The sequence below is a fragment of the Sorangium sp. So ce1014 genome, from assembly GCF_051521505.1.
Lineage (GTDB): Bacteria > Myxococcota_A > Polyangia > Polyangiales > Polyangiaceae > Sorangium.
The window spans coordinates 9,748,525-9,768,153 of record NZ_CP150356.1 but is presented as its reverse complement, the minus strand read 5'-3'; the positions used below and the strand labels follow the sequence as shown (position 1 = coordinate 9,768,153).

2 protein-coding genes are annotated in these 19,629 nt (G+C 68.0%); both read right to left on the bottom strand.

The window, feature by feature from the left end; genetic code table 11:
* Positions 1–39: 39 nt before the first annotated feature.
* Positions 40–1,299 carry a metallophosphoesterase family protein gene (locus WME75_RS37025; RefSeq protein ID WP_437481053.1) on the bottom strand — a complete coding sequence of 420 codons (1,260 nt, stop codon included), beginning with the start codon at positions 1,297–1,299 and terminating at the stop codon, positions 40–42.
* 77 nt (positions 1,300–1,376) lie between these two features.
* Complete coding sequence (locus tag WME75_RS37020; RefSeq protein ID WP_437481050.1) at positions 1,377–19,514, bottom strand: hypothetical protein; 18,138 nt, start codon at positions 19,512–19,514, stop codon at positions 1,377–1,379.
* Between the last annotated feature and the right edge of the window lie 115 nt (positions 19,515–19,629).

Sequence of the window (19,629 nt, the reverse complement as noted above, 5' to 3'; positions counted from 1 at the left end):
CTTCAGGGTCGGATCCGACCCCGGTCGCCGCGCCGGCGATCACGGCGCGTCGCCGGCGCCGAGCAGCCGCGAGATCAGCGTGTGCTCCACGTCGTCGAGCGCCTCGCGCAGGGACGCCGGGTCGTCGAGGCGGATCGCGTCGTCGCCCTCGCGCGCCTCGGCGGGGAGCTTGTTCCTGAGGCTCGCGAACTCGCGCAGGAGCGAGGAGAGGCCCGCCTCGTCCTCGCGCAGCGCGCGCAGCGACCGCGAGAGCTGGCCGATCGCGTCGTCCCGCTCCTCGAGCGCGCCCACCTCGATCGGGGCCAGCGTCCGGGAGAGCACGCGCTCGATCCAGAGGCCGCCGCCGAGGTCGTTGGCGATCGCGCGGATCTGCCCGGTCCAGCGCTCGAAGTCGGCGCGGAGCGCGGCGTGGGCCGGCGTGGCGCCGCACAGGATCACCCGCGCGGCCAGCGTGCGCCCGTCCGCCTCGGCGAGGCGCTGCTCGAGCTGCTCCCGCGTCAGATCCACGATGTCGTCGGCGCTCGCCGCCGGGGAGAGATCGACCTCGCAGGCGCACCAGCGCACGACGTCGAGGGCGCGGTGGTCGACCGAGGCGATGCGGCCGTCGTCCACCGTGACGAGGAGGGCGCCCTTCGCGCCTGTCTCGCGGGCGTGGCGGCCCTGGAGGTTGCCGGGGAAGGCGATGTACGGATCCTCCGACAGCACCTCTCGCGTGTGCACGTGGCCGAGCGCCCAGTAGTCGTATCGCTTCCCGACGAGGGTGTTCAGGCTGCAAGGAGCGTAGTTGTCGTGGCCCTCGCGGCCGCCCAGGCAGGTGTGGAGCATGCCGATGTTGAAGAGGCCTGTCAGCGCGTCCGGGTAGCCCGCCGCGAGGTCGTCGGTGACCGCCTTTGTCGCGAAGCTCTGCCCGTGGACCACGACCCCGAGCCGCTCGAAGGCGACGGACTCGGGGCGGCGCGGATCCAGCCGGCGGGCGTTCTCGGGGAGCTCCAGGTGACGTGTGATGTTGCTCTCGGCGTCGTGGTTGCCGTAGAGGAGCACCACGTCCACCCGGGCGGCGCGCAGCCGGGAGAGCTGCGCGGCGAAGAACAGGCCTGTGCTGTAGTCCTTCCAGTCGCCGTCGTAGATGTCGCCCGCGAGGAGCAGGAGGTCGACCTCCTCGGTGAGACAGAGGCTCACGAGGTTCTCGAGCGCGCGGCGGGTGGCCCCGCGGATCTGCTCGACCGGGGCGCCCGGGTAGCGGTCGAGCCCGCGGAGCGGGCTGTCGATGTGGAGATCGGCGGCGTGGACGAACTTCATGGCCTGGAGCGGCCCGAGCTTAGCCGCTCCGCGCCGGGGGCGCTGCTCATCCGGTGGTCTCGAAGCTGAGCGGTGCTCTAGCGGACGCACGTGCAGGCGGAGTGCTCGTCGTCGGGCGCGTCCTTGCCCTGCTCGCCCGCCCTGTCGACGACCTTCGCGTCCATGCCGAGCTGCTGCAAGAGCTCGGTCACGAGCGCGATGGCCTCCTGCTTGTCCGCCAGCGTGCGCGGAGAAGACCACGCGCCGCTCTTCGCGACCAGCGTCCTCACCAGGGCGTCGATCGGCGCGCGGAGGGGCACGTCCGCCGGGTCGCCGCTCGCTTCAGGGTTGAAGCCGCTGGTGATGGCGCTCGCTGAGCTCCCTTCCTGGGGCTGCTGCCCGGCGCTCCGCGCGATGCTCTCGCGGATGCGTTGCCATGTCTCGTGCCCCGTGGTGACCCGGTCCGGGAGCTCGTTCTCGAAGAAGTCGCGCACGTCCTGGGTCAGCCGCGTCTTCGGCGCGGGGTCGGGGTCGTAATACGACGCGTAGGCCTCGGCGAACCACTCGGCGGGCGTGGAGAACTGGTAGTTGGAGACGGCGTTGTCGCGGGCGTCGGCGCGGTAGCTGACCCATTGGTTGTAATGGTCGACGTGGTAGATGCGGTCTTCGACCTGCAGCTCCGAGGCGCCGCCGTCGACAAGGGTCCAGGGCTGGGCCATGGCGATCTTGACGGTGCGGACGGCCTTTTCAAGCTTCTTCCTTAGGTCTGCATCCAGGGGGGCAGCGCTCGCGGGAAACTCGACCAGGGGAGCCATGTCCTTGCGTCGCGAGGGCGGATGGAGGACGGAGGCGAAGCGCTGGAGCAGGGAGAAACCGTCGGTCTCGGTGTTCGCCTCGTCGTCGGTGATGCCCGCCTTGGCGAAGATGGCGCGAGCGACGTCCTCGATGTCCCGCGTGTCGGAGTGGACCTTCCAGCCGCCGAACTTGTCGTCCTCGGCGAGGCTCTTCCAGTCGATGAGCTTGTCGATGGAGTGGCCGATCTCGTGGCGCAGGGTCCACTTGACCAGGTTGCCGTTGGCGAGGACGTCGGACACGCCGGCCATGACCTGGCGGCGTCCGGTGATGCCGAGCGCCTTGTCCTGCTCCTTGCTGATGCCTTCGTAGTCCCCCGTGGCGCCGCGATCCATGAGGTATCGCTGCCAGCTGACGCCGCGGTTGAGCCGGCTGTACAGCCAGGAGGGCATGTCCTTGGGATTGACGACGTTGATGGTGTCGGTGAGCTCGTCGTAGGCGCTCGCCGATTGCTCCGAGGAGATGTCGCGGATGATGGTCCGCAGCGTCGGATTGCCGGTGACGTGGTCGGGCGGCAGCTCAGCGAGCACCTTCTCGATGCGGTCGAGCATCTTGTGCGAGAAGTGCTTGCCACCGGCGTCGTTGCCCGGGCCGATCTGCAGGTTGTACTGCTGCGCCAGCGCCTGCTCGCGTGCCGGAGCCCCCTTGTTGGAGACGAGGCCGGCGATTCCGTGTCCTCCGGTGCCGAGCTTGTCGTCGCCTCCCGTGGTGAGCTGGGTCCACGGGTTGTTTTCCGGCGCCTGGCTCTGGGTGGCGTCGTTCGCGCCTGGCGCTCCCGACGGGAGATAATTTCCGTACGTGAAGACCGGGAAGAGCGAGGGCAGGGCGTCCTTCTTCACCTTGATGGAGAAGCTCTGCTGCCAGGTGTGCAGCGGCACGACGTAGTGATCGCCGTCCTCGGTGATCTTGCCGTTGATGACGACCTGGTGCGCGCTCGACGTGCCGATGTTTCCCACCGTGTCGAACGGCCTGGCCTTTGTGGGATCTTTGGCGAACGCGTCGGCGCGCTCGACGAGGCCGTTTCCGTCGAGGAACGTGGCCAGGACGAACGGCGCCTGCTCGGGCCGCGCGAGCACGTCGTTGATGCGGCCCACGTCGTAATTGTCCCCGGCGACCAGGGTCTGGGCGTTGCCGCCGAGGATGTCGGTGAAGAGCGTCACCAGCGAATCGGCCGAAAGCAGCAGATCGCCGAGCTTCTTGGACGGGCCCTTGGCGTCCTTGGCCCGTGTGGCCGTGTTGTCGAGGTAGCCGGGGATGACGCCTGCGGTGTACTTGGCGTCGGCCTGGTACTGCTCGGGGGCGAGCTTGCTCAGCATCTTGCCCAGGCCCCGGGCGAGCAGGTAATCGAGGACGTGCGCGTCGGAGAAGGCGCTCCCCTTGCGCTCCAGGTCGGCGCGCTTTGCCGCGGCCTTCTTGACGCCGTTCTGGAGCAGCTTGTTGCCGATGGGGGCGTCCTGTAGCGGGAGCTCGCCGCGGATGACGCGGTGAATGGGATCGGTCGGCAGGGCGGTCGCCGTCGCGTTGTTTTCGCCCTGCGTGTCGAGCGAGAAGTCGGCGAGCAGCTTGCCATCGCGATCGAAGAGCTTGCCGGTGAACTCCGCCGCGACCACGCGCGCGAAGCCGGCCAGGTCGGACGTGAGCTGCGTGTGGAGCACGCTGTTCAGCGCGCAGATGGCGAACTGGTGCTGGGAGATGGAGTCGGGGTCGTCGATGAGCTCCGCGAGCCTGTCGACGAGCGATCTGTCCACGCCCTGAGAGCGCATGAGATCGCCGAGGAGCCTCTTGGCGTCCTGCTTGTCCGCGTCGGTGGCCGGATGAGACCAGGTGTTGCTGGCGTCGATGAGCGCCTGCAAGGCGGCCTGGGGGTCGCCGAGGTTCTCGTGGGCGTCGTCGGCCTGCTGGGCCGCGCTGTCCTTGGGGGCGCTCGAGGTGTTGTGAGGCGGGCTCGCTGCGGGCGAGCCGCTGGACGGGACCACGGTCGGCGTGTTCTTGGAGAAGCCCACGGTGACCGCGCTCGGGCCCGCTGCGCTCGAGCCCGCAGCGGGCGGCTGCGGCGGCTGGTTCCCGGCGCGCTGCGCGATCCTGTCGCGGCTGCGTTGCCATCGCTCCCGGCCCGTGGTGATCAGGCCCGGGAGCTCGTTCTGGAAGAAGTCGCGCACGTCCTGGGTCAGCTGCGCCCTCGGCCTGGGGTCGGGGTCGTTATAGGAAGCGTAGGTCTCGGCGAACCACTCTTTGGGCGTGGAGAACTGGTAGTTGGAGACGGCGTTGTTGCGGGCGTCGGCGCGGTAGCTGACCCATTTGTCGTAATGGTCGACGTGGTAGATGCGGTCGCCAACCTGCAGCTCCCGGGCCCCGCCGTCGGCCAGCGTCCAGGGCTGGGCCATGGCGATCTTGACGGTGCGGACGACCCGGTCGAGCCTGTCCTTCAGGTCGGGGTCCGTGGCGGTGAATTTCGCGGGAAAGTCCTCCAGGAGAGTCATGTCCTCGCGCCGCTGTTCCGGATCGAGGAGGGAGGCGAAGCGGTCGAGCAGGGGGGCACCGTCGGGATCGCTCTGCCCCTCGTCGTCGATCTTCTGCTGGGCCTTGTCGTCGCTGATACCCGCCTTGGCAAAGAGAGCGCGAGCGACGGCCTGGAGCTCCCGCGAGCTGGAGTGCTCCTTCCAGCCGCCGAACCGGTCCTCACCGGCGAGGCTGCTCCAGTCGACGAGCTTGTCGATGGAGTGGGCGACCTCGTGGCGTATCGTCCACTTGAGCAGGTTGCCGGTGGCGAGCGCGTCGGACACGCCGCCCATGACCTGGCGGCGTCCGGTGATGCCGAGCGCATCGTCCTGCTCCTTGCTGACGCCGGAGTAGCCCTTCATGGCGCCGCGATCCATCCGCTTTCGCTGCCAGTCCCAGCGCCGGTTGAGCCGGCTGTAGATGAAGGTGGGGACCTTCGGGGGATTGACGATGTTGATGGTGTCGGTGTCCTCGTCGTACTCGCTCGCCGCTTGCTCCGAGGAGAGGTTGCGGATGATCTTCCGCAGCGTCGGACTGCCCGTGATGTGCTCGGGGGGCAGCTCACCGAGGGCCTTCTCGATATGGTCGAGCATCTTGTGCGAGAAGTGCGTGTCTTTGGCGGTGTCGCCGTCGGCGGTGTCGCCGTCGGCGGGGTCACCGTCGGCGGTGTCGCCCGGTCCGACCTGCAGCTCGTACTTGTCCGCCAGCGTCTGCTCGCGCTCGGCGGCCCCCTCGTTCTGGCGCATCCCGGCGTAGCCGTGTCCCCCGGTGCCGAGCTTCTTGCCGAGCCACGACGGCGCCTGCATCCCTGTGGTGATGGCCGTGGCCGGGCTCCCGGGGCGCGGCGCGGGCGGCTGCGAGGTCGTCTCCGGCCGCGGCTGGCCGGGTCGCTCCGGCGCCTTCCCTCGAGCGTCCGTCGGTTCCCCGGGCGGATCTCGGCGCTCGTCGCCCGACCGTTGCTGGGCGTCCTGGAGCTCCTGGGGCGGCTGGGTGCGCGGTCCGACGAGCTCGTTGAGGGCGTCTTTGCCCTTCTGCTTCAGGTCTTGCTCGAACCTGTCGGCGCGGTCCCTGAGGGTCTTGGCCCAGTCGTCCCCGAGCTTGCTGAGGTCGACGGTGCGTGCGTTCTTGATCTGGTTGTCACCGATCTTGTCGACCTTGAGGGCACTGACGCTGGAGACGGGATTGGCGGTCTTCTCGGTGGAGCGCCAGTTGTGGATGTAGCCGTCGGTGCTGGGCGCCTTGGGCCCGGTGGTCTCGATGCCGATCTGGAGCGCGCCCTGCCTGCCCGGCCTGGGCGGTCGATAGCCGATGAACATGTGGCCGTGGGCGCCGTCGGGCAGGATGACGTCGCCGTTGTAGTCCTTGAGGCCGAGGCCGCCGACGGCGAGGTTGATGCCGTAGAGCTCTGTGTCGTCGAGCTTGGACTTGATGGCGGCGAGCGGCCCGCCCAGCTCCTTGAACTTGCCGTCTCTGAGCGCGACGTTATGCGTCCCGAAGGAGCGCTTGAACACGCCGGTCGTGGGTTTGCCATCCTTGTCGGTGATGCCGAGCAGCTCGGTCAGCTTGTAGGGAGGGCTGCCGGCGGGGATCTGGATGTTGACGCGGCCGCCGTGCGACAGGAGCTTGGCGACGGGCACGTCCTTTGGCGGGACATGGCTCTTGTCGGTGCCGTCGTAGATCTCGGCGCCTTCCTGGAGCAGGTGGAAGACGTTCTTGAGCACCTCGAGCGACTGCCGGTGCCGCTCGACGACCTCTCTCTTGGAGAGCGTCGTTTGCGGCCGCAAGAACTTCTTCTCCGGGTCGAGGACGGCGCCCTTGTCGATGGCCGTGCTCGCATCGTCGTTGGGCTCGGTGTGCTCGAGGGTCCTGGCCCATTCAGCCACGATACCTTGATTGATGAGCTGCTCGAGCTCGTCTCTCCTCGCCTTGTCGGGCGTGTGCCTCGCCTCCATGGAGATGGCGATCGCGGCTGGAGGGGTGCCCTCGAAGCGCTTGCCGCCTTCGCCGCCGTTCATCTGGCGCGAGATGTAGCTGGCGAGGACGATCTTGCTCGCCTTGTGGAGCTGGTGGAAGCCGCGGAACCTCTCGGGGTTGTCGCTGTCACGGCCTGACAGGTACTTCACGACATCGGCGTGCGTGAGCATGCCGGCGGCGTTGAGCCAGGTCCGTCCCTGCGGGGTCGAGGAGAGCTGCTCGAAGGCGCTCCACTCGGCGTCGCTGAACAGCCGTCCCTCGGGTAAGCGCCCTCCGATCTGCGCCTTGGCCTCCCCGGGATCGCGCGGGAAGCCGCCATTGCGCAGCGGGTCTCCGATCGTGGATAGACCGCGCTTCGCTTGCTCGCGGCTCAGGATGCCGGTGTCGGGCCGCCAGATGGTCTTCTTGACGGCCTTGTCGACGATCCAGGTCACCTCATCGACGGGGGTGGAAGTCGCCGGATCCGGCGCTCTCTCCGACGGCGGCTCTTCCTCGATCTCATCGGTTTGCGGCTGCGGGTCGGCCGCCGCATCACCGCTGCCCGAAGCGGGGTTGTACCCGGCCAGCATGTCCTCCGGCGCGTCCGGAGACGTGCGACCGTCGCCTCTGGAGGAGCCCTCGTTTACGGCGGGAGCGCGGGCGCTTCGTACCGTATCCGGCGGGGCATCACCGGGCGGATCACGACGCTCGTCGTCCCGCGACTCCTGCTCGGGCAGCTCCGATCGCTGCTCGGAGGCACGCTGCTGGGCGTCCAGGAGCTCTTGAGGCGGCTGGGTGCGGGGGCCGACGAGCTCGGTGAGGGCGTCTTTGCCCCGCTGCGCCAGGTCTTGCTCGAACCTCTCCGCGCGGTCCCTGAGGGTCTTGGCCCAGTTGCTGCCGAGCTTGCTCAGGTCGACGGTGCGAGCATTCTTGATCTGGTCGTCGCCGATCTTGTCCTGCTTGAGGCCTCCGACGCTGGAGATGGGGTTGGCGGTCTTCTCGGTGGAAAACAGGTTATGGACGTAGCCGACGGTGCTGGGCGCGCCGGGGCCGGTGGTCTCGATGCCGATCTGGAGCGCGCCCTGCCGCCCCGGCCTGGGCGGGCGGTAGCCGATGAACATGTGGCCGTGGGCGCCGTCGGGCACGATGACGTCGCCGTTGAAGTCCTTGAGGCCGAGTCCGCCGACGGCGAGGTTGATGCCGTAGAGCTCTGTGTCGTCGAGCTTGGACTTGACGGCGGCGAAGTGCCCGCCCTCCTCCTTGAACGTGCCATCGCTGAGCGCGACGTGGTGCGTCCCGAAGGAGCGCTTGAACACGCCGGCCGCGGGGTTACCGTTCTTGTCGGTGATGCCGAGCAGCTCGGTCAGCTCGTAGGGAGCGCCGCCGGCGGGGATCTGGACGTTGACGCGGCCGCCGTGCGAAAGGAGCTTGGCGACGGGCGCGTCCTTCAGCGGGACATGGCTCTTGGCGCTGTCGTCGTAGATCTCGGCGCCTTCCTGGAGCAGGTGGAAGACGTTCTTGAGCACGTCGAGCGACTGCCGGTGCCTGTCGACGACCTGTTCCTTGGAGAGCTTCTTTGGCTGCTGAAGGAGCTTCTTCATCGGGTCGAGCACGGCGCCCTTGTCGATGGCGGTGTTCGCATCGTCGTTGGGCTCTGTGTACTCGAGGGTCTTGGACCATTCTTCGACGATGCCCTTGTCGATGAGCCTCTTGAGCTCCGCTTTCCTGGTCGGGTCGGTGGTGTGCCTGGCCTCCATGGAGATGGCGACGGCGGCTGGAGGGGTGCCCTCGAAGCGTTTGCCGGACTCGCCGCCGTTCATCTGGCGCGAGACGTAGCTTGCGAGCACGACCTTGCTGGCCTTGTGGAGCTGGTGGAAGCCGCGGAACCGCTCGGGGTTTTCGTCGTCGTTACCCGACAGGTACTTCTTGACCTCGTCGAGGGTGAGCATGCCGGAGGCGTTGAGCCAGCTCTGCCCCGCGGGGGTGGAGGAGAGCTGCTCGAAGGCGCTCCACTCGGCGTCGCTGAGCAGCTGTCCCTTGGGGAAGCGCCCTCCGAGCTGCTCCTTCGCCGTGCCAGGATCTCTGGGGAAGCCGCCGCTGCTCAGCTGCGCGGCGATCGCGGGGAGACCGCGCTTCGCCTTCTCGCGGCTCAGGAAGCCCGTGTCGGTGCGCCAGAGGGTGTTCTTGACGGCCTTGTCGACGATCCAGGTCACCTCCTCGACCGGGGTGGAGGTCGCCGGATCCGGCGCTCTCTCCGACGGCGGCTCCGGCTCTTCCTCGATCTCGTCGGATCGCGATTGCGGAGCGGCTGCCTTATCCCCGCTGTCCGAGTCTGGGTTATGCCCTGCCTGCATATCCGCCAGAGTTTGCTCTTGAGCGGGGGCGGTCGGGGATGGCGCTCGCGGCGGGAGAGCGGTGCCGTAGGTGATTGCCGCGAAGACCTTCGGCATGTCCTCCTTGTTCACCCGCACGGGGAAGGTGCGGCCCCAGGACTGGAGCGGCACGAGGAAGGAGTCGCCCTGGTCCGTGATCGAGCCGTCGATCGTCGCATGGTGTGGCGCGGTCGTGGCGGTCCCGCCGAGCCGCGCGACGTTTTCGGAGGCGTCAGGAGTCGTGGAGCTGGCCTCATGCTCCTTCGCTGCGCTCCAGAGCGCCTTGCCGTCCATCACGGTGGCGATCGCAAATCCCGCCTGGTCTGTCTGCTGCAGCGCCCCATTGAGGCGCGCGACGTCGTAGCCCCCGGGGGAGCTGGGGGTCATGACGGTGGTGTTCGCTCCGAGCGCCGAGTTGAAGATGCTCGCGACCGAGTTCGCCGAGGCCAGCAGGTCGCCTTGCGCCGCGGCGACGCCGGGCTGATTGGCGTTGTCGGTCTGCTGCTCGAGGTTGACGAGGGCGTCGGGGCCGAGCAGCTCGACGAGGCCGCGGGCGAGCAGATGGTCGAGGAGGTGGCGATCCAGCTCCTTTCGATCCTTTTCCCTCTTCAGGCTGTCGCCCTTGGCCTTGGCGGTCCGGAGGCCGTTGACGAGGGGCCTGGTAGGAGCCGGGCCGAGCGATTGTGGCACCTCTCCCGTCATCACGCGCCGGACGAGGTCCAGGCTGTCGCTGAGCGCCCCCTTGCTCGAGCCCTGCGGTCGTGAGGAGTCGGCCCGGGGGGAATCCGCGAACTTGCCGAGCGGCTTGCCGGTGAAGATCGCCGCGACCAGGTGGGCGGTGGTGGCGAGATCATTCTTCAGCGTCGGGTAGAGGATGCTGGTGAGCGCGCAGTTGGTGAAGGCAGACTGCGAGAGCGAGGCTGGATTCTCGATGAGCTCGCGCAGCCTGTCGATGATCGAGGGGTTCACGTTCTGCCGCTGGAGCAGCCCGGTCAGGAGCTGGTTGGCATCCCTCTTGTTCTCGGCGGTGGCGGGGTGCGACCAGGCGCGGCTCTGCTCCTCGAGCGAGTCGAGCAGCTCGTCGAGCGTCTTCTCCTGATTGTGAGCGCTCGGCTCGACCTGGGCAGTTCCTCCGGCGGTGGTCGGAGCGGGGGAGGGGCTCGCGTCCGGCGCTGCGGCTCCGGCGAGCGTATCGCCCGAGCGTTGCTGGGCGTCCAGGAGCTCTTGAGGCGGCTGGGTGCGGGGGCCGACGAGCTCGGTGAGGGCGTCTTTGCCCCGCTGCGCCAGGTCTTGCTCGAACCTCTCCGCGCGGTCCCTGAGGGTCTTGGCCCAGTTGCTGCCGAGCTTGCTCAGGTCGACGGTGCGAGCATTCTTGATCTGGTCGTCGCCGATCTTGTCCTGCTTGAGGCCTCCGACGCTGGAGATGGGGTTGGCGGTCTTCTCGGTGGAAAACAGGTTATGGACGTAGCCGACGGTGCTGGGCGCGCCGGGGCCGGTGGTCTCGATGCCGATCTGGAGCGCGCCCTGCCGCCCCGGCCTGGGCGGGCGGTAGCCGATGAACATGTGGCCGTGGGCGCCGTCGGGCACGATGACGTCGCCGTTGAAGTCCTTGAGGCCGAGTCCGCCGACGGCGAGGTTGATGCCGTAGAGCTCTGTGTCGTCGAGCTTGGACTTGACGGCGGCGAAGTGCCCGCCCTCCTCCTTGAACGTGCCATCGCTGAGCGCGACGTGGTGCGTCCCGAAGGAGCGCTTGAACACGCCGGCCGCGGGGTTACCGTTCTTGTCGGTGATGCCGAGCAGCTCGGTCAGCTCGTAGGGAGCGCCGCCGGCGGGGATCTGGACGTTGACGCGGCCGCCGTGCGAAAGGAGCTTGGCGACGGGCGCGTCCTTCAGCGGGACATGGCTCTTGGCGCTGTCGTCGTAGATCTCTGCGCCTTCCTGGAGCAGGTGGAAGACGTTCTTGAGCACGTCGAGCGACTGCCGGTGCCTGTCGACGACCTGTTCCTTGGAGAGCTTCTTTGGCTGCTGAAGGAGCTTCTTCTTCGGGTCGAGCACGGCGCCCTTGTCGATGGCGGTGTTCGCATCGTCGTTGGGCTCTGTGTACTCGAGGGTCTTGGACCATTCTTCGACGATGCCCTTGTCGATGAGCCTCTTGAGCTCCGCTTTCCTGGTCGGGTCGGTCGTGTGCCTGGCCTCCATGGAGATGGCGACGGCGGCTGGAGGGGTGCCCTCGAAGCGTTTGCCGGACTCGCCGCCGTTCATCTGGCGCGAGACGTAGCTTGCGAGCACGACCTTGCTGGCCTTGTGGAGCTGGTGGAAGCCGCGGAACCGCTCGGGGTTTTCATCGTCGTTACCCGACAGGTACTTCTTGACCTCGTCGAGGGTGAGCATGCCGGAGGCGTTGAGCCAGCTCTGCCCCGCGGGGGTGGAGGAGAGCTGCTCGAAGGCGCTCCACTCGGCGTCGCTGAGCAGCTGTCCCTTGGGGAAGCGCCCTCCGAGCTGCTCCTTCGCCGTGCCAGGATCTCTGGGGAAGCCGCCGCTGCTCAGCTGGGCGGCGATCGCGGGGAGACCGCGCTTCGCCTTCTCGCGGCTCATGAGGCCCGTGTCGGTGCGCCAGAGGGTGTTCTTGACGGCCTTGTCGACGATCCAGGTCACCTCCTCGACCGGGGTGGAGGTCGCCGGATCCGGCGCTCTCTCCGACGGCGGCTCCGGCTCTTCCTCGATCTCGTCGGTCTGCGGCTGCGGGTCGGCTGCCTCGTCCCCGCCGTCAGAAGCGGGGTTGTACCCGGCCAGCGTGTCCACCGGCGCGTCACCGGGCGGATCGCGCCGCTCGTTGTCCCGGGGAGCTTGGTCTGGATCTGCCGAGCGCTGTTGGCTGTCCTGGAGCTCTTGCGGCGGCTGGGTGCGGGGGCCGAGGAGCTCGGTGAGGGCGTCTTTCCCTCGTTGTTTCAGCTCTTGCTCGAACCTGTCGGCGCGGTCCTTGAGTGTCTTGCGCCAGTCGCTCCCGAGCTTTCCGAGGTCGACGGTGCGGGCGTTCTTTGTGCTCTCGTCGCCGATCTTGTCCTGTTTGAGGCCGCCGACGCTGGAGATGGGGTTGGCTGTCTTCTCGGTGGAGCCCAAATTGTGGACGTAGCCGACGGTGCTTGGCGCGTTCGGGCCGGTGGTCTCCATGCCGAGCTGGAGCGCGCCGGGCCTGCCCGGCTTGGGCGGGCGGTAGCCGATGAACATGTGTCCGTGGGCGCCGTCGGGGAGGATGACGTCGCCGTTGAAGTCCTTGAGGCCGAGTCCGCCGACGGCGAGGTTGATGCCGTAAAGCTCTGTGTCGTCGAGCTTGGCCTTGATGAAGGCGTCACGGCCGCCCTCCTCCTTGAACTCGCCATCTGCGAACGAGACGTGGTGGGTGCCGGCGAAGCGCTTGAACACGCCGGGCTTTGGCTTGCCTTTGCTGTCGGTGATGCCGAGGTGCTCAGTGAGCGCGTACGGAGAGCTGCTGGGGGGTATCTGGACGTTGACGCGGCCGCCGTGCGACAGGAGCTTGGCGACGGGCACGTCCTGTAGGGGGACATGGCTCTTGGCGTCGGCGTCGTAGATCTCTGCGCCTTCCTGGAGGAGGTGGAAGACGTTCTTGAGCACCTTGAGCGACTGGCCGTGCCGCTTGATGACCTCGGCCTTGGAGAGCTCCTTGCCCTTGGTGAAGGTGAGGGTATTGAGGAGCGACTTGGGAGCGAGCACGGCGCCCTTGTTGATGGCCGTGGTGGCCGCTTCGTTGGGCTGTGTGTACTCGAAGGTCTTGGACCATTCCTCGATGATGCCCTGGTCGATGAGCCGCTTGAGCTCCGCTCTCCTGGCCGGGTCGGTCGTGTGCCTGGCCTCCATGGAGATGGCGACTGCGGCTGGAGGGGTGCCCTCGAAGCGTTTGCCGGACTCGCCGCCGTTCATCTGGCGCGAGACGTAGCTTGCGAGCACGACCTTGCTGGCCTTGTGGAGCTTGTCGAAGCCGCGGAATCGCTCCGGGTTGTCGTCGTCGTTACCCGACAGGTACTGCTCGACCTGGTCGTGGGTGAGCATGCCGGAGGCGTTGAGCCAGGTCTGCCCCTGAGGGGTGGAGGAGAGCTGCACGAAGGCGCTCCACTCGGCGTCGCTGAACAGCGGTCCCCCGGGGAAGCGTCCTCCGAGCTGCTCCTTGGCCGTCGTGGGGTCGGGGGGGAAGCCGCTGGCGCTCAGCGGGCCCTGGATCGCGGAGAGACCTTGCTTGGCCCTGTCGCGGCTGAGGGGGCCCGTGTCGGTGCGCCAGATGGTGTTCTTGACGGCCTTGTCGACGATCCAGGTCACCTCCTCGACCGGGGTGGAGGTCGCCGGATCCGGCGCTCTCTCCGACGGCGGTTCCGGCTCTTCCTCGATCTCGTCGGTCTGCGTCTGCGGGTCGGCTGCCTCGCCCTCGTTGTCCGAAGCGGGGTTGTACCCGGCGAGCAGGTCCGCCGGGTCGTCGCTCGCTTCAGGGTTGAAGCCGCTGGTGATGGCGCTCGCTGAGCTCCCTTCCGGGGGCTGCTGCCCGGCGCTCCGCGCGATGCTCTCGCGGATGCGTTGCCATGTCTCGTGGCCTGTGGTGACCCGGTCCGGGAGCTCGTTTTCGAAGAAGTCACGCACGTCCTGGGTCAGCCGCGTCTTCGGCGCGGGGTCGGGGTCGTAGTAGGACGCGTAGGTCTCGGCGAACCACTCGACGGGCGTGGAGAACTGGTAGTTGGAGACGGCGTTGTCGCGGGCGTCGGCGCGGTAGCTGACCCATTCGTTGTAATGGTCGACCTGGTAGATGCGGTCTTCGACCTGCAGCTCCGAGGCGCCGCCGTCGACCAGGGTCCAGGGCTGGGCCATGGCGATCTTGACGGTGCGGACGGCCTTTTCAAGCTTCTTCCTTAGGTCTGCATCCAGAGGGTCAGCGCTCGCGGGAAACTCCACCAGGGGAGCCATGTCCTTGCGCCGCGAGGGCGGATGGAGGACGGAGGCGAAGCGCTGGAGCAGGGAGAAGCCGTCGGTCTCGGTGTTCGCCTCGTCGTCGGTGATGCCCGCCTTGGCGAGGATGGCGCGAGCGACCTCCTCGAGCTCCCTGCCGTCGGAATGCACCCTCCAGCCGCCGAAGCGGTCCTGCCCGGCGAGGTCGTCCTTCCAGCTGACGAGCTTGTCGATGGAGTGGCCGATCTCGTGGCGCAGGGTCCACTTGACCAGGTTGCCGTTGGCGAGGACGTCGGACACGCCGCCCATGACCTGGCGGCGGGCGGCGATGCCGAGGGCCTTGTCCTGCTTCGTGTCGATGCCCTCGTAGCCGGCCTTGGCGCCGAGGTCCATCAAGTACCGCTGCCAGCCCACGCCCCGGTTGAGCCGGCTGTACAGCCAGGAAGGCATGCCCATCGGATTGACGACGTTGATCGTGTCGGTTGCCTCGTCGTACGCGCTGGCCGCTCCCGCGCGGGCCGCTCCCATCTTGGAGATGTACTGTTTGACCGCCCGCATGACGGGATTGTCGGTGAGCTGCTCCTGCGACGCCTCGTCGAGCTGCTCCGTTTCGATGTCCTCCTTGGGGATGTCCCGGATGATCTTCTGCAGCGTGGGATTGCCGGTGACGTGCTCCAGCGGCAGCTCGCCGAGCACCTTCTCGATGCGGTCGAGCATCTTGTGCGAGAAGTGCTTGCCACCGGCGTCGTTGCCCGGGCCGATCTGCAGGTTGTACTTCGCGGCCAGCGCCTGCTCGCGCGCCGCGACGCCCTTGTTGGCGACGGCGCCGGCGATTCCGTGTCCTCCGGTGCCGAGCTTGTCGTCGCCCCCCGTGGTGAGCTGGGTCCACGGGTTGTTTTCCGGCGCCTGGCTCTGGGTGGCGTCGTTCGCGCCCGGCGCTCCCGACGGGAGATAATTTCCGTACGTGAAGACCGGGAAGAGGGAGGGCAGGGCGTCCTTCTTCACCTTGATGGAGAAGCTCTGCTGCCAGGTGTGCAGCGGCACGACGTAGTGATCGCCGTCCTCGGTGATCTTGCCGTTGATGACGACCTGGTGCGCGCTCGACGTGCCGATGTTTCCCACCGTGTCGAACGGCCTGGCCTTGGCGGGATCCTTGGCGAACGCGTCGGCGCGCTCGACGAGGCCGTTGCCGTCGAGGAACGTAGCCAGGACGAACGGCGCCTGCTCGGGCCGCGCGAGCACGTCGTTGATGCGGCCCACGTCGTAATTGTCCCCGGCGACCAGGGTCTGGGCGTTGCCGCCGAGGATGTCGGTGAAGAGCGTCACCAGGGAATCGGCCGAAAGCAGCAGATCGCCGAGCTTCTTGGACGGGCCCTTGGCGTCCTTGGCCCGTGTGGCCGTGTTGTCGAGGTAGCCGGGGATGACGCCTGCGGTGTACTTGGCGTCGGCCTGGTACTGCTCGGGGGCGAGCTTGCTCAGCATCTTGCCCAGGCCCCGGGCGAGCAGGTAATCGAGGACGTGCGCGTCGGAGAAGGCGCTCCCCTTGCGCTCCAGGTCGGCGCGCTTTGCCGCGGCCTTCTTGACGCCGTTCTGGAGCAGCTTGTTGCCGATGGGGGCGTCCTGTAGCGGGAGCTCGCCGCGGATGACGCGGTGAATGGGATCGGTCGGCAGGGCGGTCGCCGTCGCGTTGTTTTCGCCCTGCGCGTCGAGCGAGAAGTCGGCGAGCAGCTTGCCATCGCGATCGAAGAGCTTGCCGGTGAACTCCGCCGCGACCACGCGCGCGAAGCCGGCCAGGTCGGACGTGAGCTGCGTGTGGAGCACGCTGTTCAGCGCGCAGATGGCGAACTGGTGCTGGGAGATGGAGTCGGGGTCGTCGATGAGCTCCGCGAGCCTGTCGACGAGCGATCTATCCACGCCCTGAGAGCGCATGAGATCGCCGAGGAGCCTCTTGGCGTCCTGCTTGTCCGCGTTCGTGGCCGGATGAGACCAGGTGTTGCTGGCCTCGAGGAGCGCCTGCAAGGCGGCCTGGGGGTCGCCGAGGTTCTCGTGGGCGTCGTCAGCCTGCTGGGCCGCGCTGTCCTTGGGGGCGCTCGAGGCGTCGTGAGGCGGACTGTCCTTGGGGGCGCCCGAGGCGTCGTGAGGCGGGCTCGCTGCGGGCGAGCCGCTGGACGGGGCCACGGTCGGCGTGTTCTTGGAGAAGCCCACGGTGACCGCGCTCGGGCCCGCTGCGCTCGAGCCCGCAGCGGGCGGCTGCGGCGGCTGGTTCCCGGCGCGCTGCGCGATCCTGTCGCGGCTGCGTTGCCATCGCTCCCGACCCGTGGTGATCAGGCCCGGGAGCTCGTTCTGGAAGAAGTCGCGCACGTCCTGGGTCAGCTGCGCCCTCGGCCTGGGGTCGGGGTCGTTATAGGAAGCGTAGGTCTCGGCGAACCACTCTTTGGGCGTGGAGAACTGGTAGTTGGAGACGGCGTTGTTGCGGGCGTCGGCGCGGTAGCTGACCCATTTGTCGTAATGGTCGACGTGATAGATGCGGTCGCCAACCTGCAGCTCCCGGGCCCCGCCGTCGGCCAGCGTCCAGGGCTGGGCCATGGCGATCTTGACGGTGCGGACGACCCGGTCGAGCCTGTCCTTCAGGTCGGGGTCCGTGGCGGTGAATTTCGCGGGAAAGTCCTCCAGGAGAGCCATGTCCTCGCGCCGCTGTTCCGGATCGAGGAGGGAGGCGAAGCGGTCGAGCAGGGGGGCACCGTCGGGATCGCGCTGCCCCTCGTCGTCGATCTTCTGCTGGGCCTTGTCGTCGCTGATACCCGCCTTGGCAAAGAGGGCGCGAGCGACGGCCTGGAGCTCCCGCGAGCTGGAGTGCTCCTTCCAGCCGCCGAACCGGTCCTCGCCGGCGAGGCTGCTCCAGTCGACGAGCTTGTCGATGGAGTGGGCGACCTCGTGGCGTATCGTCCACTTGAGCAGGTTGCCGGTGGCGAGCGCGTCGGACACGCCGCCCATGACCTGGCGGCGTCCGGTGATGCCGAGCGCATCGTCCTGCTCCTTGCTGACGCCGGAGTAGCCCTTCATGGCGCCGCGATCCATCCGCTTTCGCTGCCAGTCCCAGCGCCGGTTGAGCCGGCTGTAGATGAAGGTGGGGACCTTCGGGGGATTGACGATGTTGATGGTGTCGGTGTCCTCGTCGTACTCGCTCGCCGCTTGCTCCGAGGAGAGGTTGCGGATGATCTTCCGCAGCGTCGGACTGCCCGTGATGTGCTCGGGGGGCAGCTCACCGAGGGCCTTCTCGATATGGTCGAGCATCTTGTGCGAGAAGTGCGTGTCTTTGGCGGTGTCGCCGTCGGCGGTGTCGCCGTCGGCGGTGTCGCCGTCGGCGGGGTCACCGTCGGCGGTGTCGCCCGGTCCGACCTGCAGCTCGTACTTGTCCGCCAGCGTCTGCTCGCGCTCGGCGGCCCCCTCGTTCTGGCGCATCCCGGCGTAGCCGTGTCCCCCGGTGCCGAGCTTCTTGCCGAGCCACGACGGCGCCTGCATCCCTGTGGTGATGGCCGTGGCCGGGCTCCCGGGGCGCGGCGCGAGCGGCTGCGAGATCGCCTGCGGCCGGGGCGGGCCGGGTTGCTCCGGCGCCTTCCCTTGAGCTCCCGACGTCTGGCTCGTCGCGGGGGACTCGCCGTGAGGCGCGCGAGCGTGTTGTCCGCCTTCAGGCGTCGACGGTGCTAGAGACGGGGCCTCGCGGCCGGACTGGGGCCTTTGGGATGGCCCGAAGCGATCTCCGTCGTCGTCGTCGTCGGAGTCTTCGTCTTCGTCTTCGTCGCCGTCGTCTTCGTCGCCGTCGCCGTCGTCTTCGTCGCCGTCGTCGTCGTCGTCGTCGTCGTCGTCGCCTTCGTCGTCGTCGCCTTCGTCGTCGTCGCCTTCGTCGCCTTCGTCGTCGTCTTCGGAGTCTTCGTCGCCTTCGTCGTCGTCTTCGGAGTCTTCGTCGCCTTCGTCGCCTTCGTCGTCGTCTTCGGAGTCTTCGTCTTCGGAGTCGTCGCTATCCTCGTCCTCGTCCTCGTCGTCGTCGTCTTCGGAGTCGTCGCTATCCTCGTCCTCGTCGTCTTCGGAGTCTTCGTCTTCGGAGTCGTCGCTATCCTCGTCCTCGTCCTCGGAGTCTTCGTCCTCGGAGTCTTCGTCTTCGGAGTCGTCCTCTAGCTCCTGAGGCGGCTGGGAGCGTGGGCCGACTAGCTCGTTGAGGGCGTCTTTGCCTTTTGCCGCCAGCTCTTGTTCGAACCTGTCGGCGCGGTCCCTGAGGGTCTGTGCCCAGTCCTCGCCGAGCTTGCCGAGGTCGACGGTGCGGGCGTTCTTTGTGCTCTCGTCGCCGATCTTGTCCGATTTGAGGCCGCCGACGCTGGAGATGGGGTTTGCGGTCTTCTCGGTGGAGCGCCAGTTGTGGACGTAGCCGACGGTGCTGGGCGCGCCAGGGCCCGTGGTCTCCATGCCGATCTGGAGCGCGCCGGGCCTGTCCGGCTTGGGCGGGCGGTAGCCGATGAACATGTGTCCGTGGGCGCCGTCGGGGAGGATGACGTCGCCGTTGAAGTCCTTGAGGCCGAGGCCGCCGACGGCGAGGTTGATGCCGTAGAGCTCTGTGTCGTCGAGCTTGGACTTGATGGCGGCGACGTGGCCGCCCTGTTCCTTGAACTTCCCGTCGTCGAGCGCGATGTGGTGGGTGCCGAAGGCGCGCTTGAACACGCCGGGCCTGGGCTTGCCGTTGCTGTCGGTGATGCCGAGGTGCTCTGTGAGCGCGTACGGCTCGCTGCTGGGGGGTATCTGGATATTGACGCGGCCGCCGTGCGACAGGAGCTTGGCGACGGGCACGTCCTGTAGCGGGACATGGCTCTTGGCGGTGCCGTCGTAGATCTCGGCGCCTTCCTGGAGCAGGTGGAAGACGTTCTTGAGCACGTCGAGCGACTGCCTGTGCCTGTCGACGACCTCTTCCTTGGAGAGCGTCGTTCGTGGCCGCAAGAACTTCTTCTGCGGGTCCGGGACGGCGCCCTTGTCGATGGCCGTGCTCGCGTCGTCGTTGGGGTCGGTGTACTCGAGGGTCTTGGACCACTCGTCGACGATGCTCTGGTCGATGCGCTGCTGGAGCGCAGCTCTCCTCGCGGAGTCGGGCGTGTGCTTCGCCTCCATGGAGAGGGCGAGGGCCGCCGGCGGGGTGCCCTCGAAGCGCTTGCCGGCCTCGCCGCTGTTCATCTGGCGCGAGACGTAGCTGGCGAGGACGACCTTGCTGGCCTTGTGGACCTGGTGGAAGCCGCGGAATCGCTCGGGGTTCTCGCTGTCGCGGCCCGACAGGTACCTCTCGACATCGGCGTGCGTGAGCATGCCGGAGGCGTTGAGCCAGGCCTGTCCCTGCGGGGTCGAGGAGAGCTGCTCGAAGGCGCTCCACTCGTCGTCGCTGAGCAGCTGCCCCTTGGGGAAGCGCCCTCCAATCTGCTCCTTCGCCTTGCCGGGATCGCTGGGGAAGCCGCCCTGGGTCAGCGGGGCGGTGATCACGGGGACACCGCCCCTGGCCCGCTCGCGGCTCCTGAAGCCCGTGTCGGTACGCCAGATGGTGTTCTTGACGGCCTTGTCGACGATCCAGGTCACCTCCTCGAGCGGGGTGGACGTCGCCGGATCCGGCGCTCTCTCCGACGGCGGCTCCGGCTCTTCCTCGATCTCGTCGGATTGCCGCGACCGGTCGCTTGCCGCATCCCCGCGGGCC